The 15629-nt window shown below is 70.9% G+C and carries 12 protein-coding genes and 1 pseudogene; 8 read left to right on the top strand and 5 right to left on the bottom strand.

Features of this window, described 5'->3' with window-relative positions; translation table 11 throughout:
• The first annotated feature begins 68 nt into the window (after nt 1-68).
• Nucleotides 69-1313: a type VII secretion protein EccE gene (gene eccE / locus AB0I28_RS33895; protein WP_357499811.1), complete on the top strand. Its 1245-nt coding sequence runs from the start codon at nt 69-71 to the stop codon at nt 1311-1313.
• Nucleotides 1314-1470: 157 nt separating this feature from the next.
• Here eccE and AB0I28_RS33900 read toward each other — a convergent pair whose 3' ends face one another.
• Nucleotides 1471-1773 (bottom strand): hypothetical protein, encoded by a 303-nt coding sequence (locus tag AB0I28_RS33900; RefSeq protein ID WP_357499812.1) that lies wholly within the window; start codon nt 1771-1773, stop codon nt 1471-1473.
• Nucleotides 1774-2035: 262 nt separating this feature from the next.
• Between AB0I28_RS33900 and AB0I28_RS33905 the strand changes: the two genes are divergently transcribed.
• Nucleotides 2036-2920 carry a hypothetical protein gene (locus AB0I28_RS33905; protein ID WP_357499813.1) on the top strand — a complete coding sequence of 295 codons (885 nt, stop codon included), beginning with the start codon at nt 2036-2038 and terminating at the stop codon, nt 2918-2920.
• A gap of 109 nt (nt 2921-3029) precedes the next feature.
• Here the strand turns inward: AB0I28_RS33905 and AB0I28_RS33910 are convergent, their stop codons facing one another.
• The 4 genes from AB0I28_RS33910 to AB0I28_RS33925 form a co-directional block, all read right to left on the bottom strand.
• The gene (locus AB0I28_RS33910) at nt 3030-4283 is read right to left on the bottom strand and encodes a hypothetical protein (RefSeq protein WP_357499814.1); all 1254 of its coding nucleotides are present in this window, start codon (nt 4281-4283) and stop codon (nt 3030-3032) included.
• Nucleotides 4284-4418: 135 nt separating this feature from the next.
• Nucleotides 4419-5354, bottom strand: coding sequence for a hypothetical protein (locus AB0I28_RS33915; protein WP_357499815.1), 936 nt, complete (start codon nt 5352-5354; stop codon nt 4419-4421).
• Nucleotides 5355-5544: 190 nt separating this feature from the next.
• Nucleotides 5545-6516, bottom strand: coding sequence for a hypothetical protein (locus tag AB0I28_RS33920; protein WP_357499816.1), 972 nt, complete (start codon nt 6514-6516; stop codon nt 5545-5547).
• 150 nt (nt 6517-6666) lie between these two features.
• A complete protein-coding gene (locus AB0I28_RS33925) occupies nt 6667-7335 on the bottom strand; it encodes a hypothetical protein (protein ID WP_357499817.1) in 669 nt (222 codons plus the stop codon).
• A gap of 128 nt (nt 7336-7463) precedes the next feature.
• Between AB0I28_RS33925 and AB0I28_RS33930 the strand changes: the two genes are divergently transcribed.
• From AB0I28_RS33930 to obgE, 6 genes and pseudogenes are all read left to right on the top strand, one after another.
• Complete coding sequence (locus AB0I28_RS33930) at nt 7464-9443, top strand: TIGR03960 family B12-binding radical SAM protein (RefSeq protein ID WP_357499818.1); 1980 nt, start codon at nt 7464-7466, stop codon at nt 9441-9443.
• Nucleotides 9443-10294 carry a TIGR03936 family radical SAM-associated protein gene (locus AB0I28_RS33935; RefSeq protein WP_357499819.1) on the top strand — a complete coding sequence of 284 codons (852 nt, stop codon included), beginning with the start codon at nt 9443-9445 and terminating at the stop codon, nt 10292-10294. The genes AB0I28_RS33930 and AB0I28_RS33935 overlap by 1 nt, the downstream gene beginning before the upstream one ends.
• A gap of 198 nt (nt 10295-10492) precedes the next feature.
• Nucleotides 10493-12478 (top strand): annotated as a pseudogene (locus tag AB0I28_RS33940) (Rne/Rng family ribonuclease); the annotation flags it as partial.
• 350 nt (nt 12479-12828) lie between these two features.
• On the top strand, nt 12829-13143 hold the full coding sequence (gene rplU, locus AB0I28_RS33945) for a 50S ribosomal protein L21 (RefSeq protein WP_357499820.1): 315 nt from the start codon (nt 12829-12831) through the stop codon (nt 13141-13143).
• Between the two features lie 8 nt (nt 13144-13151).
• Complete coding sequence (gene rpmA / locus AB0I28_RS33950) at nt 13152-13409, top strand: 50S ribosomal protein L27 (protein ID WP_357499821.1); 258 nt, start codon at nt 13152-13154, stop codon at nt 13407-13409.
• Between the two features lie 155 nt (nt 13410-13564).
• Nucleotides 13565-14989 (top strand): GTPase ObgE, encoded by a 1425-nt coding sequence (obgE, locus tag AB0I28_RS33955; protein WP_357499822.1) that lies wholly within the window; start codon nt 13565-13567, stop codon nt 14987-14989.
• Nucleotides 14990-15629 lie beyond the last annotated feature (640 nt).

Raw genomic sequence — 15629 nt, forward strand, 5'->3', positions numbered from 1 at the left:
CGTAGGATGGGCATATTCGTACGAACAGGCTGCCCGCCGCACACCACCCTTCAGGAGGGCCGCAAGACATGACGATGGTGCAGGCGCCACCGCGCGCCCGTGGCAGCGCCACGATCCGCGGGGCGGCGAAACGCGAGAACCGGATCGCGTTCACCGCCTCGGTCCGTAATCGCCTCGGCCCCTTCACGATCACCCAGCTGGTGGCGATCGAGCTCGCCGCGGTAGCCGTGGGGGCGACCCTCGGCAGGCCGCTGCCGTTCCTGATCGGTGGCGGGGTGGTCGCGTTCGTCCTGCTCATCGCGGTGTTCATCCCCAGCGGTGGCCGATGGCTCTACCAGTCGGTGCCGATGCGCCGCCGCCTCAAGGCCCGGCGCAAGGCGGCGATGCAGGTCCGCGACGACGACCTGCTCGAACAGCTCTCGCCCGACATCTCCGTCAGCCGTGTCGAGGACCGCGACGCCGTCATCGGCGTCGCCCGCGACGGCGCGGGCTGGTTCGCGGCCCTGGCCATGGGCGGCCCCGACGGCATCGGCGCGCCGGTGCCCTTCGAGCGCCTGACGCGCCTGTTCACCGAGGCCGGCGCCCCGGTGTCGGCGATCCAGGTCATCGCGCACACCGTCCCGGTGGGCGTGGCGATCCAGGGCAGCCCGGCCGCGCAGTCCTACCAGGAGCTCCTCGGTGGCACGGCGGCCGTCGTGCACCAGACGAGCTGGCTGGCCGTGCGCCTCGACCTCGGCGATGCCGCCGACGCCGCCGTCAACCGCGGCGGAGGTGTCGAGGGCGTGCACAAGTCCCTCGCGGTGACCGTCAGCCGTATCGGCAAGGCCCTGCGCAACGCGGGCGTGACCCACCGGGTCCTCGACGACGACGGCCTGCGCGCGGCCCTCAAGCAGTCCCTCGCGCTGACCACGATCAGCCCGACCGCCAACCCGCGCACCAACGAGACGTGGAAGTCCTGGCAGGCCGGCGGCCTGGAGCACATCACGCACCGGATCCGCAGCTGGCCCAGCGACATGGCCACCCTCCCGCGCGTCCTCGACGAGGTCGCCGCGGTCCCGGCCGCGTTCACCACCGTCTCGGTGACGATCTCGCCCGGGCCGGTCTCCCGCCGCGCGCCCGACGGCGCAGCCCTCGAACGCCGCATCGAAGTGCGCGGCCTGGTGCGCCTGTCGTGCGACCCGGCCAGCTCGTCGATGGTCTGCGGACGACTCCGCGAGGCCGCCGCGCAGGTCGGCGCCCGCCTCGCGCGCCTCGACGGCGAGCACGGCCCCGCGGCCTACGCCTCGGCACCCACTGGAGGAGGTCCTCGATGAGCGACCCGAACGCTCCGTACCCGCAGCAGCCCCCGCAGTACCCCGGCCAGCGTTACGTCCCCCCGGCCGAGGAGGAGGAGCAGAAGCCCGAGGAAGGGCGCCGCCCCACCACGGGGAAGGCCTCGGTCCCCGGACTCATCCAGCCCCCGCCGGCCGGTCAGGTACCGCCGTCGACGGGCCGTGCCTCGGCCTCGGTGTACGGAAGCGCCCGCCCTGTCCCGCCGGCCGACCTGCCGACCAGCAGCCAGCCGCCGCCGACCAACCCGAACCCGAACCCGCCGACCGCCGGCCGGGCCTCGGCCTCGGTGTACGGGTCAGCGCGGCCGGTGTCCCCGCCGCCGCCGATCCAGCCGCCCCCGCCGCCGGCGAACCCGGCTCCGGGCCGCGCGAGCGTGCCGGTGTCGCAGCCGATCTCCCAGCCGATGTCCCGGCCCGTCTCGGGTCCGCCCTCGGCGCCCATGTCGGGCCCGCCGTCGGGCTACCGCCCGCCGGACCCGTTGCCGGGCACCATCAGCGGCCGGATGAGCGCGCTCGGACCGGCGGCGCCGTCGAGGCCGATCGGTTCGCCGTCGACGCCTCCGCAGGCGCGGCCCCCGCAGCCCCCTCAGCCGCCCGCTCCGCTCCCGCCGACCCCGTCGGTACCGATTCCGCACACCCCGTCGGTTCCGGTCTCCGCGCCGCCTCTGACGGGCATGCCGGTCTCGGCGCCGCCCGTGTCGGGCATGCCGATGTCCGCGCCGCCCATGTCGGGCCCGCCCGTGTCCGGCCCGCCGGTCTCCGGCGTGCCCGTCTCGGGCGGCACCAGCCAGTTCTCACCGGGCATCTTCGGCCCGAAGAACGCCGGCAAGGTCGGCACGGTCTACGGCGGCCAGGGCGGCCCCGCGGCCGCGACCGATGTCGTCGAGGGCCCCGACGGCCGCACCATCGACGCGCTGGGCGCCGGGCGGCACATCGCCACCCCGCGCGCCCTCGAACTGCTGGCGACGCCGGCGCCCCCGGCCGGTCTGGTCATCGGGCGCGACGCCGAACGCAAGCCCGTCGTGGTGCCGATGTTTCGGCCCGAACCGACCCGCGCCGCGCTCGTCGGCGGCCTGTGGGCGGCCAAGATCGTGGTGTTCCGGGCGCTGGCGCTCGGTGCCCGCGTCGCCGTGTGCACCGTCCGCCCGCGCGAGTGGGAGGGCCTGGGGCGTGCCGCGACGGGTCGCGACGACCGTCTCGCGGTGCTCGCGGGGGACCGTCCGGTCACTGTGGACGCCAACCCGCACTCCCCGGCGCTGTACGTCTACGACGTCGGCGACCACGGGACGGCCACGACGCCCGTGCTGGGCCCGTGGCGGACGCAGCTGACGGTCCTGCCGAGGCTCACCGTCTACGGCTCCCAGGCCGTCGAGGACGCCCACCTGAGCATCCTTCAGCGCCTGCACCCCGACGAGGCCCCGGCGGCCACGGCGTCGCTGCGGGTCAGCACCGACAACCTGCGGCTGCTCCAGATGATGTACGACGACATGGTCGCCGTGGTGCGCGACGGCGTGCCGGAGCGCTTCGTGTGGTCGACGCCGACCTCGCACGAGACGCGCCTGTTCGGCAACCCGCACCGGGGTTACTGACCCCCGACACGACGCAACGCGCCCCGGCTCGCACGATGAGCCGGGGCGCGTTGCGCATGGAAAAGCGCGGGGGACGAGTCTCCTCGCCCCCCGCGCTGTCGTCGGATGCCTACTCGGTCCACTTCGCGAGGTAGGACTTCACCAGCTGCTCGGTGCGGGCGGCGATGTCGGTGTCGTCGACGGCGTCTTGGCTGTAGATGGTCACCGCGGCCTCGATGGAGACGTTCTCGTCCCACAGGTGGATGCGGTAGTTGGCCGCGTCGGCGTCGCCGTCCCACGAGCGCAGCAGCGAGTAGGCCTGCTTGCCGAGGCCGGACAGCTCGGTGAGCTTCCAGCCGCCGTCGGGCTGGGTCTTTTGCTCGTCGAGCTTGAACTCCCAGTCGTTGCTGGCCTTGGCGGGAGTGTCGTAGACGCGCGAGTCGAAGGTGATGTCGACGTCGACCGGGCCGTCGCCGGCCAGCGAGATCGCGCAGGTCTGCTCGGCGCCGCCGTCGGTCTTGGGCTCGCTGGTCTCGCGGTGCCGGGCGACGTCCTCGGTCAGCGAGTAGTCGGCGACGGCCGCGGTGTCGAGGATCGAGCAGGGCTTCTCCAGCACGCTGTAGGTGCTGCCCGTCTCGGTGCGGCCGTCGTCGTCGCCGCCGAACAGCCACCAGCCGCCGCCGGCGACGAGCGCCACGGCGAGCACGACGCCGCCGACCACGAGGGCCTTGGTGGTGGCGCTGGCCTTGCGCGCGCGGCGCATGGTCTTGAACTTCTTGTCGTCGCTGCCGGGCTCGGTCGACGGGGACAGGAAGTCTCCGTCGGAGGTGGGCCGGCGGCGCTCCTCGCGCGGGACGTAGCCGAGGTGGCTGTAGACCTGCGTGCCGTGGTCGTCGTCCCAGGCGGAGCTGGGGCCGTCGGCGAGGTCGGGGTGGTACGGGTCGGGGTCGATCGGCAGCGGCTGGAAGGCGCGGGTGGCCTCCGACGGCGGCGCTTCCGGTTCGGCGTTGTAGCCCTGCTGCCGGGGGATCTCGTCCTCGGCGTAGCGGCGGCGACGGCGCGAGGGCTCGGCGTCCTGCGGGGTCTGCTGCCGCGGCGGCTGGGGAGGCTGGTGAGCGCCGCCCTGCGTGGCGTGGCGGCCCGTCGGCTCCTCGCGGTAGCCGCCCTGCGCGTACGGGTTGGTCGGGGCGCCGCCGTAGCCGCCGCGCCGCTCGGACGGGCCGGGCGGCTGCTGCTCGGGAACGGGACCGCGACGCCCGTAGGGAGAACCGGGGTCCTGGGCACGCCGTTCCCCGCCCGCCTGCCGCGGCCGCGGTTGGCGCGCTTGGTCGTCTTGCGGGTACTGGTCACCCGGATACTCCGGTCCGGCGTGATGCGATCCCACTTCAACCTCCACGTTGTGGCCGGCGGTGGCCAGGCGCTGGCGTGGCCGCCGGAAGCGTCGAATGACGCGACTTTCTCACGTACGACATTGGAGCGTAGTCGCCCCCGTCGGGGACGGGTGCACCCATACCACCGCTCAGCCTGTCGCGTTGAGGACCTCGTTGACGGTGTCGACGATCAGATTGGCGATCGCGTCCTTGGTGATGTTGTCCTGACTGCTGTTGAGCGAGACCCGCACGACGGCGTTCCCGTCGCGCACGGCGACCTCCAGCGCCTCGCCGCCGTAGGTGCCGTGGTCGTCGCCCCACTGCGACTCCTCGCCGAGCGAGGGGCCGCTGTAGGAGCCGCTGGGCAGCATTCCCACCGCGGAGTCGTAGGCCGAGTCGAGGTAGTCGGTGCTGTCGACGGTCAGGTCGACGCTCAGCATCGCCCAGTCGTAGCCGGAGGAGTCGGTGTTCATGTTGAAGTAGCAGCTGGCCCAGCCGTCGCCGTCGTTGCTGCCGCTGGGGCTGCTGGAGTTCGTCGGCGAGGAGTCCTGCTCCATCCCGAAGGTGGTCTCGTAGCGGGTGTCGTCGATGATCCCGCACAGGTCGTTGGGGAGGTCGTGGCTGCCGTGGCTCGCCGCGGCGGGGACGGTCGGCGAGTAGGCGATCGGCTCGTCCTCGCTCGACGCGATCGCGCCGATCACGATGATTCCGACGACGCAGAGGATGACGACCGCGCCGACCGTGATGCCGCCGATGATCCAGCCCTTGTTGCCGCCGGACTTGATCGGCGGGCCGGGCATGTACTGCGGCGGGGCGTAGGGCGCCGGCTGGTAGGCATGTGGCGGCGGGGGACCGTACGCCTGCGGTGGGGGCGGGCCGTAGGGCTGCGGCGCGTAGACCGGCGGGGGAGCGTGCGGCGCGGGGGCGCCGGTGACCGGCTGGTCGGGCCAGCCGCCGCCCTCGGCGGGGTAGAGCTCGTAGGAGGTGGGACCGCTCGCGGGCGGGTCGTCGTCATGACGCCTGGGTTCCCCGGTGCCGTCCGGCCCCCACTGGGAGGGGGGTGGCGGGGGGAATGGACTGGTCATGACCTGCCTCCTGGTTGCCCACGGCGCCGGTGCCGTCCGGGCCTTTTCGCGTCTGCCCGCCGTGCTCGCACGGCAGGGTGGTTGTCATTGTGCACCGCGGCGACGGCCGGTTATCTCCCGGACTTGTGCCGTACGGGATATGAAGACCGGCCCGCTCCCTCGTGCGAGGGAGCGGGCCGGTCGGGGCAGATCAGGCCGCGAGGCCGGTGAGCATCTGCTTCATGACTTCCTCGGCGGCGGTCTGGAGCTTGCTGTCGGCGATGCCGTCCTCGGTCGTCGACAGGCGCACGTCGGCGACGAGGTTGCCGTCCTGAACGAGGAGGTAGGCCGACGGGATGATGGCGTCGTCGAAGACGATCTTCGCCTTCTCGCCGAGACCCGGCACGTCGACGGCCGACAGGCCGCCGGTGGTGTAGGCCTCCAGGTAGCTGTCGAAGGACGACGAGACCTGCTCGGGGTCGTCGTAGATCGCGGCGTTGGTGGACAGGGTCCCGAGGTCGTAGTCGTTGCCCTCGAGGTCCTGGTAGCACGACATGGACGGGCCGGAGCCGTAGTCGGTCGTGTCGGGCTTGCCTGCTCCCGACGCCTTCAGCACGTCGGAGTAGGCGCTCTCCTGCACGAGGGCGCACAGGTCGTCGACGCCCTTGTACTTGGCCGCCGCCGGCGTGTCCTCACCGTCGCCGGTGTTGGTGTCGGAGTTGCCGGTGTCGGTGCCCGCGTTGTCGCTGGAGTCGTCGCTCATCGCGTTGACGACCACGAAGCCGATCACGAGCAGGACGACGACGGCGGCCACGGCCAGCCCGCCGAAGATCCAGCCCTTGTTGTTGTTCTGCGGAGCCTGCGGCGCACCCGGCGGCATGAACTGCCCGGGCTGGCCGTACTGCGGCTGCTGGCCGTAGGGCGGTCCGCTGGTCGGTCCGTACGGGGGAGCGCTCGTCGGTCCGTAGGCCGGCGGTCCGGGCGGGGGACCGTAGGCGGGGCCGGCGGGCGGCTGCTGCGGCTGACCCTGGTCGGGCCATCCACCACCTTGCGGGTAGAGGTCGTACGACGGCGAGGCCGCCGGGTCCTGTGGCGGGGGGCCGGGCTGCTGCCCGGGCGGTGGCTGCTGCCAGGAACCGTCGTTCTGCCACGGTTGCTGTGGCGGCGGGTACGGTCCAGTCACGGCCTTGCCTCCTACGGCGATTTAAAGTCGGGGCTCAAGGTAATGAGGATGGCCCATGGCCACCAGCGTCCTGACGCGAGGTCGGAGCGTGTGGGGGCTCCCCTGTCTGCACTCCGATAGTGCCCCGGTGCGACATCACCGAACAGTGGGTTACGTCCCGGAACGTGCGCCTTCGAGGATTTTTGTCCCTATCTCGATCAGCGCCTCTTTTACCTGATCGTTAGATACGTCCTCGGCCGACAGTCCCGTCGTGAAGACCGTGACGTCCACCGTGGCGTTGCTGTCACGCGCCCGCAACCGGAACTCCGACCCCGCCTCGGTGTCGACCTGGCTGACGAAACCCGCCTGCTCGGCCACCCCCGACAAGATCTCCGGCTCGCGCTGCTCCGACCGCTCGAAGTCCAGCGTCCCGGAGTAACCGGCCTTGGCGTCGTTGACGCTCGCGTAGACCCGAAGGGTCGCCCGCAGCTCCGCCGTCGTGTAGACCGTCGCCCCCTCGTCGGCCGACAGCAGCACCGCGCACCCGACCGCCTCCGGCCGCGGCTCGGCCTGATCGGCCCGCACCCGCTCCCGCTCGGTCAGCTTCCACGCGGCCACCGGCTCGGCGTCCACCAGCGGGCACAGGTCGGCGACCGTCCCGGCGACATAGGAGCCCTTCTCGTCACCGTCCATCGTCACGGTGATGACGACGCCCACCGTGGCCAGCACGACGGCCACCGCGCCGAGAACGACGGCGACCTTCACCAGCAGCCGCCTGCGACTGGGCGGCCGGTGACGGCCCGCGTATCCGGGCTGCCCCGGGGCTTGGGCAGTGGTCACGATCACCTCGTAAGTCGACGTCGACAGGCGTGCGCACACGCCTCTGCGTACTTTGCCGCGAGTGGCCGCCATCGCGCACCGGCACTCGCAGCAAGGGTACGCAGGAGCGCTCGTTAGGCTGGACGGCTATGAGCGTGACGTCGGTGTACCCCGAGCTTGAGCAACTGCTGCCCCTGGTGAAGAAGCCGATCCAATACGTCGGCGGCGAACTCGGCGCGGTCTCCAAGGACTGGGACGCCACAACCGTGCGGTGGGCACTGATGTACCCCGACGCCTACGAGGTCGGCGTCCCCAACCAAGGCGTCCAGATCCTCTACGAGGTCCTCAACGAGATCGACGACGTCCTCGCCGAGCGCACCTACTCGGTCTGGCCCGACCTCGAAAAGCTCATGCGCGAGCGCGACGTCCCCCAGTTCACCGTCGACGCGCACCGCCCCGTCAAGGCCTTCGACGCCTTCGGCGTCTCCTTCGCCACCGAGATGGGCTACACCAACCTCCTCACCGCCCTCGACCTCGCCGGGATCCCCATCCGGTCGAACGAGCGCACCGAGGACCACCCCATCGTCATCGCCGGCGGCCACGCCGCCTTCAACCCCGAGCCGATCGCGCCGTTCATCGACGCCGCCGTCCTCGGCGACGGCGAAGAGGCCGTCCTGGAGATCACCGGCATCATCCGCGAGTGGAAGGCCGAAGGCCGCCCCGGCGGCCGCGACGAACTCCTCCTGCGCCTCGCGCGCACCGAGAGCGTCTACGTCCCCCGCTTCTACGACGTCGACTACCTCCCCGACGGCCGCATCCAGCGCGTCGTCCCCAACCGCGCCGACGTCCCCTTCCGCGTCCACAAGCGCACCACGATGGACCTCGACGCCTGGCCCTACCCCAAGAAGCCACTCGTCCCGCTCGCCGAGAGCGTCCACGAGCGCTACGCCGTGGAGATCTTCCGCGGCTGCACCCGCGGCTGCCGCTTCTGCCAGGCCGGCATGATCACCCGCCCGGTCCGCGAACGCTCCATCACCACCATCGGCGAGATGGTCCGCAACGGCATCGCCGAATCCGGCTTCAACGAGGTCGGCCTGCTGTCACTGTCCAGCGCCGACCACTCCGAGATCGCCGACGTCTGCTCCGGCCTCGCCGACAACTACGAGGGCGACAACGTCTCCCTCTCCCTGCCCTCCACCCGCGTCGACGCCTTCAACGTCACCCTCGCCAACGAACTCTCCCGCAACGGACGCCGCAGCGGCCTCACCTTCGCCCCCGAAGGCGGCAGCGAACGCATCCGGCGCGTCATCAACAAGATGGTCAGCGAGGAAGACCTCATCCGCACCGTCGTCACCGCCTACGGCAACGGCTGGCGCCAGGTCAAGCTCTACTTCATGTGCGGACTGCCCACCGAGACCGACGAGGACGTCCTCGCCATCGCCAAGATGGCCCACGAGGTCATCCGCGCCGGCCGCGCCGCGTCGGGCAACAAGGACATCCGCTGCACCGTCTCCATCGGCGGATTCGTCCCCAAGCCCCACACCCCCTTCCAATGGGCCGCCCAGGCCGACCCCGAGACCGTCGACCGCCGCCTCGACCTCCTCAAGAAGGAGATCAACAGCGACCGCTCCCTCGGGCGCGCCATCGGCTACCGCTACCACGACGGACAGCCCTCCCTCATCGAAGGACTCCTCTCCCGCGGCGACCGCCGCGTGTCCGAGGTCATCCTCCAGGTCTGGCGCGAGGGCGGCCGCTTCGACGGCTGGACCGAGCACTTCTCCTACGAGCGCTGGGCCGGCGCGGCCGCCGACGCGCTCGCCCCCTTCGGCCTCGACCTGGCCTGGTACACGACCCGCGAGCGCGAGCAGAACGAGGTCCTGCCCTGGGACCACCTCGACTCGGGCCTCGACAAGGACTGGCTGTGGAGCGACTGGCAGGACGCCATCGCCGAGGTCGAGCTGGACGACTGCCGCTGGACCCCGTGCTTCGACTGCGGTGTGTGCCCCTCGATGGACACCGAGATCCAGATCGGCCCGACCGGCAAGAAGATGCTCCCCCTGGCCGTGGTCGGACAGTCCCCGCGAGGCGTCGTTCCGAACAGCCAGTCCTACGAGGCGGACGAGGCGTGATGGCCCGCGTACAGCCCGAGCAGCAGGCGCCGGTCGTCCAGCGCGTCCGGATCCGCTACGCCAAGCGCGGCCCGCTGCGCTTCACGTCACACCGCGACTTCGCCCGCGCCCTCGAACGTGCCGTGCGGCGCGCCAAGCTGCCCGTCGCGTACTCCTCGGGCTTCCACCCGCACCCGCGCATCTCCTACACCTCGGCGGCGCCCACGGGCGTGGCCAGTGAGGCCGAGTACGCCGAGATCGCCCTCCAGCGCCGTGTCGACCCCGCCTCGCTCGTCACCGACCTCGACGCGGCGCTCCCGCCGGGCCTGGACATCCTGGAGGCCGTCGAGTCCTCCGGCGGCAGCCTCGACGAGCGGCTCACCGTCTCCCGCTGGCGGCTTGAGCTGCCGGGCGTGACCGACGCCCAGGCCACCGCCGCGATCGAGGCCTTTCGATCCGCCGCGGAGGTGCCCGTCCAGCGCATGACGAAGAAGGGCTACCGCACCATCGACTCCCGTCAGCCGGTGCTGCGCCTCGCCCTTCACAGTGACGAATCCGGCGCACTCGCCGCGCCGCACGCGGCGGACACGGACTCGTGTGCCATACTCGACCTTGTCGTACAGCACGTCACACCGTCTGTACGGCCCGATGACGTCCTGGCCGGTCTGCGGGTTGCAGCCGGTTTGGAGCCGCCGGTGCCACCCCGAGTCACCCGGCTTGCCCAGGGCATGGTCGCCGAGCACGGTGAAGGGTCCACTCCCTCCATCGCTGGCACGGAATCCGCCGCCACCGGCGCGGGGTTCGCCCTGTCCGCCGCACGGAGGATCGCCGATCCGCTCGGACCCGACCGTGGCACGGTCGTCACGGAATAGCCGTCAACCGACGGCCCTGGTCAAGTGTGTCGACCAGGTGGAGGACTTTCGGTGGTCTGGGAAGACCATCGGCTAGAGCCGCACCCGCGTGGCAGCGTACTTTTCGCGCCCGGGATTCGGCGGATACGGAGTAAGACCCACATGCTCGAAAACGAGCCGAAGCAGACAACGGGCGAACAGGCCGGACGGGCGGAGCGAGTGCTACCCGCTCCTGTCCTGTTCGTCGCGCCGGAGGCCGCACCCGCGGCCCCCCCGGCCGACGACCGTGCCCCCGCTGCTCGCAAACAGACCAGGTCCAAGAGCGCCGCCAAGGCAGACAAGCCGGCGGCCACGACACGCAAGAAGTCGCGTGGCGATGGGGAGCCCGACGAGGCTCCCGTCGCCGAAGCGGCGGAGCAGGCCCCGGCGGCCGAGGCTCCGGTCAAGCGCACCCGGCGTTCCCGCAAGGTCAAGGCGGCCGAGCCCGCCCCGGCCGAGGCCGCCGTCGAGTCGGAGGCCGCGGCCGACGATGACGACGACGACCAGGAGCTCGGCCCCGACGGTGTCCGGCGGCGTCGCCGCCGTGGCCGCCGTGGCCGTGGACGAGGCAAGGGCGCCTCGGAGCTCGACGGCGAGTTCGACGACGAGCCGCACGACGAGGCCGACAACTCCCCGTCCAGCTCGGGCGAGGACAACGACGACGAGTCGGCCGACGCCGGTGACGGGGTGCGCAGGCGCCGTCGTCGCCGCCGCCGTTCCGACTCCGCCGAGGGCGGCGAGGACTCGCCGGTCGAGCCGGGAACCGACGTCGTGGTCAAGGTCCGCAAGCCGCGTCCCGTCGAGGACGAGGTGCAGGGACTGTCGGGCTCGACCCGCCTGGCCGCCAAGCGGCAGCGCAGGCGTGACGGCCGCGGCCAGCACCGCACGCGTCCGCAGATCCTCACCGAGTCGGAGTTCCTGGCACGCCGCGAGGCGGTGGACCGCCAGCTGGTGATCCGCCAGCTCGCCGAGCGCACCCAGATCGCCGTGCTCGAAGACGGCGTCCTGGTGGAGCACTACGTCACCCGCTCCGGTGGGCAGGGCATGTCCGGCAACGTCTACCTGGGCAAGGTCCAGAACGTGCTGCCGAGCATGGAGGCGGCCTTCGTCGACATCGGGCGCGGGCGCAACGCCGTGCTGTACGCCGGCGAGGTCCAGTGGGACCGCACCGGCCTGGCCGGCCGGGCCCGCTCGATCGAGCAGGCGATGAAGTCCGGCGACTCGGTCCTGGTGCAGGTCACCAAGGACCCGATGGGTCACAAGGGCGCCCGCCTGACCAACCACATCGCGCTGTCGGGACGGCACCTGGTCTACGTGCCCAACGGCAACGCCTCCGGCATCTCCCGCAAGCTGCCCGACACCGAGCGCCGCCGCCTGCGGTCGGTCCTCAAGAAGCTCGTCCCCGAAGGAGCCGGCGTCATCGTGCGCACGGCCGCCGAGGGCGCGAGCGAGGACGAGCTGGCGCGCGACATCGAGCGCCTGAAGGCGCAGTGGGAGGAGATCGAGGGCAAGGTCTCCAAGGGCGGCGCCCCGGTGCTGCTCTACCAGGAGCCCGACCTCGTCACCCGCGTCGTCCGCGACGTGTTCAACGAGGACTTCCGCGAGCTGGTCGTCGACACCGACGAGGCCTACGACGAGGTGCGCGACTACCTGTCGGCGGTCTCTCCCGACCTGATGGACCGGCTCCACCGGCACACCGGGAAGGGCGACGTGTTCGCCGACATGCGCATCGAGGAGCAGCTCCTCAAGGCGCTCGACCGCAAGGTGTTCCTGCCCTCCGGCGGCCACCTCGTGCTCGACCGCACCGAGGCGATGACGGTCATCGATGTCAACACCGGTAAGTTCACCGGTGAGGGCGGCAATCTCGAAGAGACCGTCACCCGCAACAACCTCGAAGCGGCCGAGGAGATCGTGCGCCAGTTGAGGCTGCGCGACATCGGCGGCATCGTGGTCATCGACTTCATCGACATGGTCCTGGAGGCCAACCGGGACCTGGTGCTGCGGCGCCTGACCGAGTGCCTCGGCCGGGACCGCACCAAGCACCAGGTCACCGAGATCACCTCGCTGGGTCTGGTCCAGATGACGCGCAAGCGCATCGGACAGGGCCTGCTCGAGGCGTTCAGCGAGGTCTGCGAGCACTGCAAGGGCCGAGGCGTGATCGTGCACCTCGACCAGCATGAGAAGCAGGGCGGCGGCGGAGGCAACGGCCAGTCGCACGGCAAGGGCGGAGGCCGTCAGCAGCAGCAGGGCGGCGGCAAGAACGCCAAGTCGGAGAAGAAGGCCGAACGGAACAGCAAGAACGCCAAGGAGGCCACCGATGGCCGGGCCTCCGAGGGTGCGCGGGACGCCGGTGACGGCAACGCGGCGGATGCGGTGGCGGTAGTCCTCGCAGGTAGCCGTAAAGTCACCGAACCGGCCCAGTGACCACACGCACGCGGCCCCGTTTGGGGCCGGGTGCCGTCGTCAAGTACCCTTGTCGACGGCCTGAATTCGGATTCGAAGGAGAACAGCGTCCCATGTACGCGATCGTCAAGACCGGCGGCAAGCAGTACAAGGTCGCCGAGGGCGACGTACTTGTGGTGGAGAAGCTCGAAGGCAAACCGGGCGACTCCCTGACGCTGCCTGCCGTGCTGCTCGTCGACGAGGGCGCGGTGACGACCGACGCCGACCAGCTCGCCGGCGTGACCGTCAACGGTGAGCTCGTCGAGCACACCAAGGGCCCCAAGATCAAGATCCACAAGTTCAAGAACAAGACCGGATACCACAAGCGCCAGGGTCACCGCCAGCCGTTGACCCGCGTGAAGGTCACCGGCATCGACAGCGGGAAGTAGGCGGCCAGATGGCTCACAAAAAGGGTGCGTCGAGTTCGCGGAACGGTCGCGACTCCAACGCCAAGTCGCTGGGCGTCAAGCGCTTCGGTGGACAGCTCGTCAACGCCGGTGAGATCCTGGTCCGCCAGCGCGGCACCAAGTTCCACCCGGGTGACCAGGTCGGCCGCGGCAGCGACGACACGCTCTTCGCGCTTGCTCCCGGTCACGTTCAGTTCGGCACGAAGCGCGGTCGCAAGACCGTCAACATCGTCGCCGCCGAGAGCTAGGCCGCGGCCCGCGCCTCGCGCGGGTACGCAGCACCACGCCGGCCGGTCCCCGCGACCGTCGGCGCAGAACGTCCCACCCGGGTCGGGAGGTGTCACACCTCCCGACCCGGGTGTTTTTCTTCCATCGAGTCTCGAACATGAGGGACAGTGGTCTCGTGACCAGCTTTGTCGATCGCGTCGTGCTGCACATCCAGGCCGGTAACGGCGGCCACGGGTGTGTCTCCATCCACCGCGAGAAGTTCAAACCCTTCGGCGGACCGGACGGCGGCACCGGAGGGCACGGCGGCAACGTCGTCCTGACCGTCGACCCGCAGGTGCACACGCTCCTGGACTTCCACTTCCGCCCGCACGCCAAGGCCACCAACGGCAAGGGCGGGCAGGGCTCCATGAAGAACGGGGCCAACGGCGAGGACCTCGTCCTCGGCGTGCCGGACGGGACGGTCGTGCAGACCACCGACGGCACGGTCCTCGCCGACCTGGTCGGCGCCGGCACCACCTACATCGCCGCGCAGGGCGGCCGGGGTGGTCGCGGCAACGCGGCCCTGGCCAACAGCAAGCGCCGCGCGCCGGGCTTCGCCGAGCTGGGGGAGCCGGGCGACGCCGCCGAGCTGGTGCTCGAACTCAAGAGCGTCGCCGACGTCGGGCTCGTCGGGTTCCCGTCGGCGGGCAAGTCCTCGCTGATCTCGGTGCTGTCGGCGGCAAGGCCGAAGATCGCCGACTACCCGTTCACCACCCTGGTGCCGAACCTGGGCGTGGTGCAGGCGGGCGACGAGACCTACACCGTCGCCGACGTCCCGGGCCTGATCCCGGGTGCGGCGCAGGGCAAGGGACTGGGCCTGGAGTTCCTGCGGCACATCGAGCGCTGCGCGGTCCTGGTCCACGTGATCGACTGCGCGAACCTGGAGTCGACGCGGGACCCGCTGTCGGACATCGACGCCCTCGAACACGAGCTGGCGGAGTACGGGGGACTGGCCGAGCGGCCGCGCCTGGTCGTGCTCAACAAGATCGACGTTCCCGACGCGCGGGACCTGGCCGAGTACGTGCGGGCCGACATCGAGGCGCGCGGACTCCCGGTGTTCGAGGTGAGCGCGGTGACCCATGAGGGGCTCAAACCGCTGACCTACGCGCTGGGGGAGGCCGTCGCCGCGCACCGGGCAGCTCAGCCCGAGGTGGAGCCGACCCGGATCGTGCTGCGGCCGCCGGCGGTCGACGACGCCGACTTCGTCATCGAGTTCGAGGCCGAGGACGAGATCTACGTGGTGAAGGGCGGCAAACCCGAACGCTGGGTCCGCCAGACCGACTTCAACAACGACGAGGCCATCGGTTACCTCGCCGACCGGCTCGCGCGCCTGGGCGTCGAGGAGGCTCTGGCGAAGGCCGGCGCCACCCCGGGATGCCTCGTGCGGATCGGGACGCGGGAGTTCGACTGGCAGCCGACGTTGCCCAGCCTCCAGAGCCCCGTCGGTGCCCGCGGCACCGACCCGCGTCTGGACACCGACGAGCGCATCGGCGCAGCCGAGCGTCTTGAGGCGCGACGAGCGCGCCGAGCCGAGCTCCACGAAGAGCTCGAAGGCTCCTGACCAGCCACGACACCGGGGCGGACGCATAGTCCGACCCCGGTGTTCGGGTACCTGAACCCCTACCGTAAATTTCTCTCTGCCCGCGGGAAACCGGACGGGCCAGGGAGAAAGGCGCAAGCCGCTCAACCTGGACCGGCAGGACCGCAGGCCAACCCAACTCTCCGACCCGTCAGGGTTCGAGAAGGGTGCGCACTCAGGAGGCGAAGTCCCCTAGTTGCGGGCCTGGATCGAAGATGGTAGGCTTGAGGGGTTGCGCCAAAACGAGGTTCGAGAAGAGCTCACACTCTGATCGAAGATCGCGGAGGCGGTGCGAGACGCTAGACCGGCAGCCGCCGGATCCGAGCGAAGGCCCGCGAAACGGGCCGGAAAACGGGTCTGGTAAGGTTCACCGGGCTAGGGCGAGGGAAACCGAGCCAGTCTAGCACGAAGATCGGGACCGAGCAAGACCCCGGAAACGGGGCCGAAAACGGGCCTGATAGAGTAAGCGAGCAAGACCGGAAAGACAAGCAAGACAGCAAGACAGCGAGACGGTAACACGGCAAGACAAAACAAGAGAAAACCTGCCAGTCGGGTTCAGGACTTAGGTCTCGGGCTTTGGTGTGGGTGTGTTGTTTGAGAACTCAACAGGGTGTTTTTGGTC

The sequence above is a fragment of the Phytomonospora sp. NPDC050363 genome, assembly GCF_040655735.1.
Taxonomy (GTDB): domain Bacteria; phylum Actinomycetota; class Actinomycetes; order Mycobacteriales; family Micromonosporaceae; genus Phytomonospora.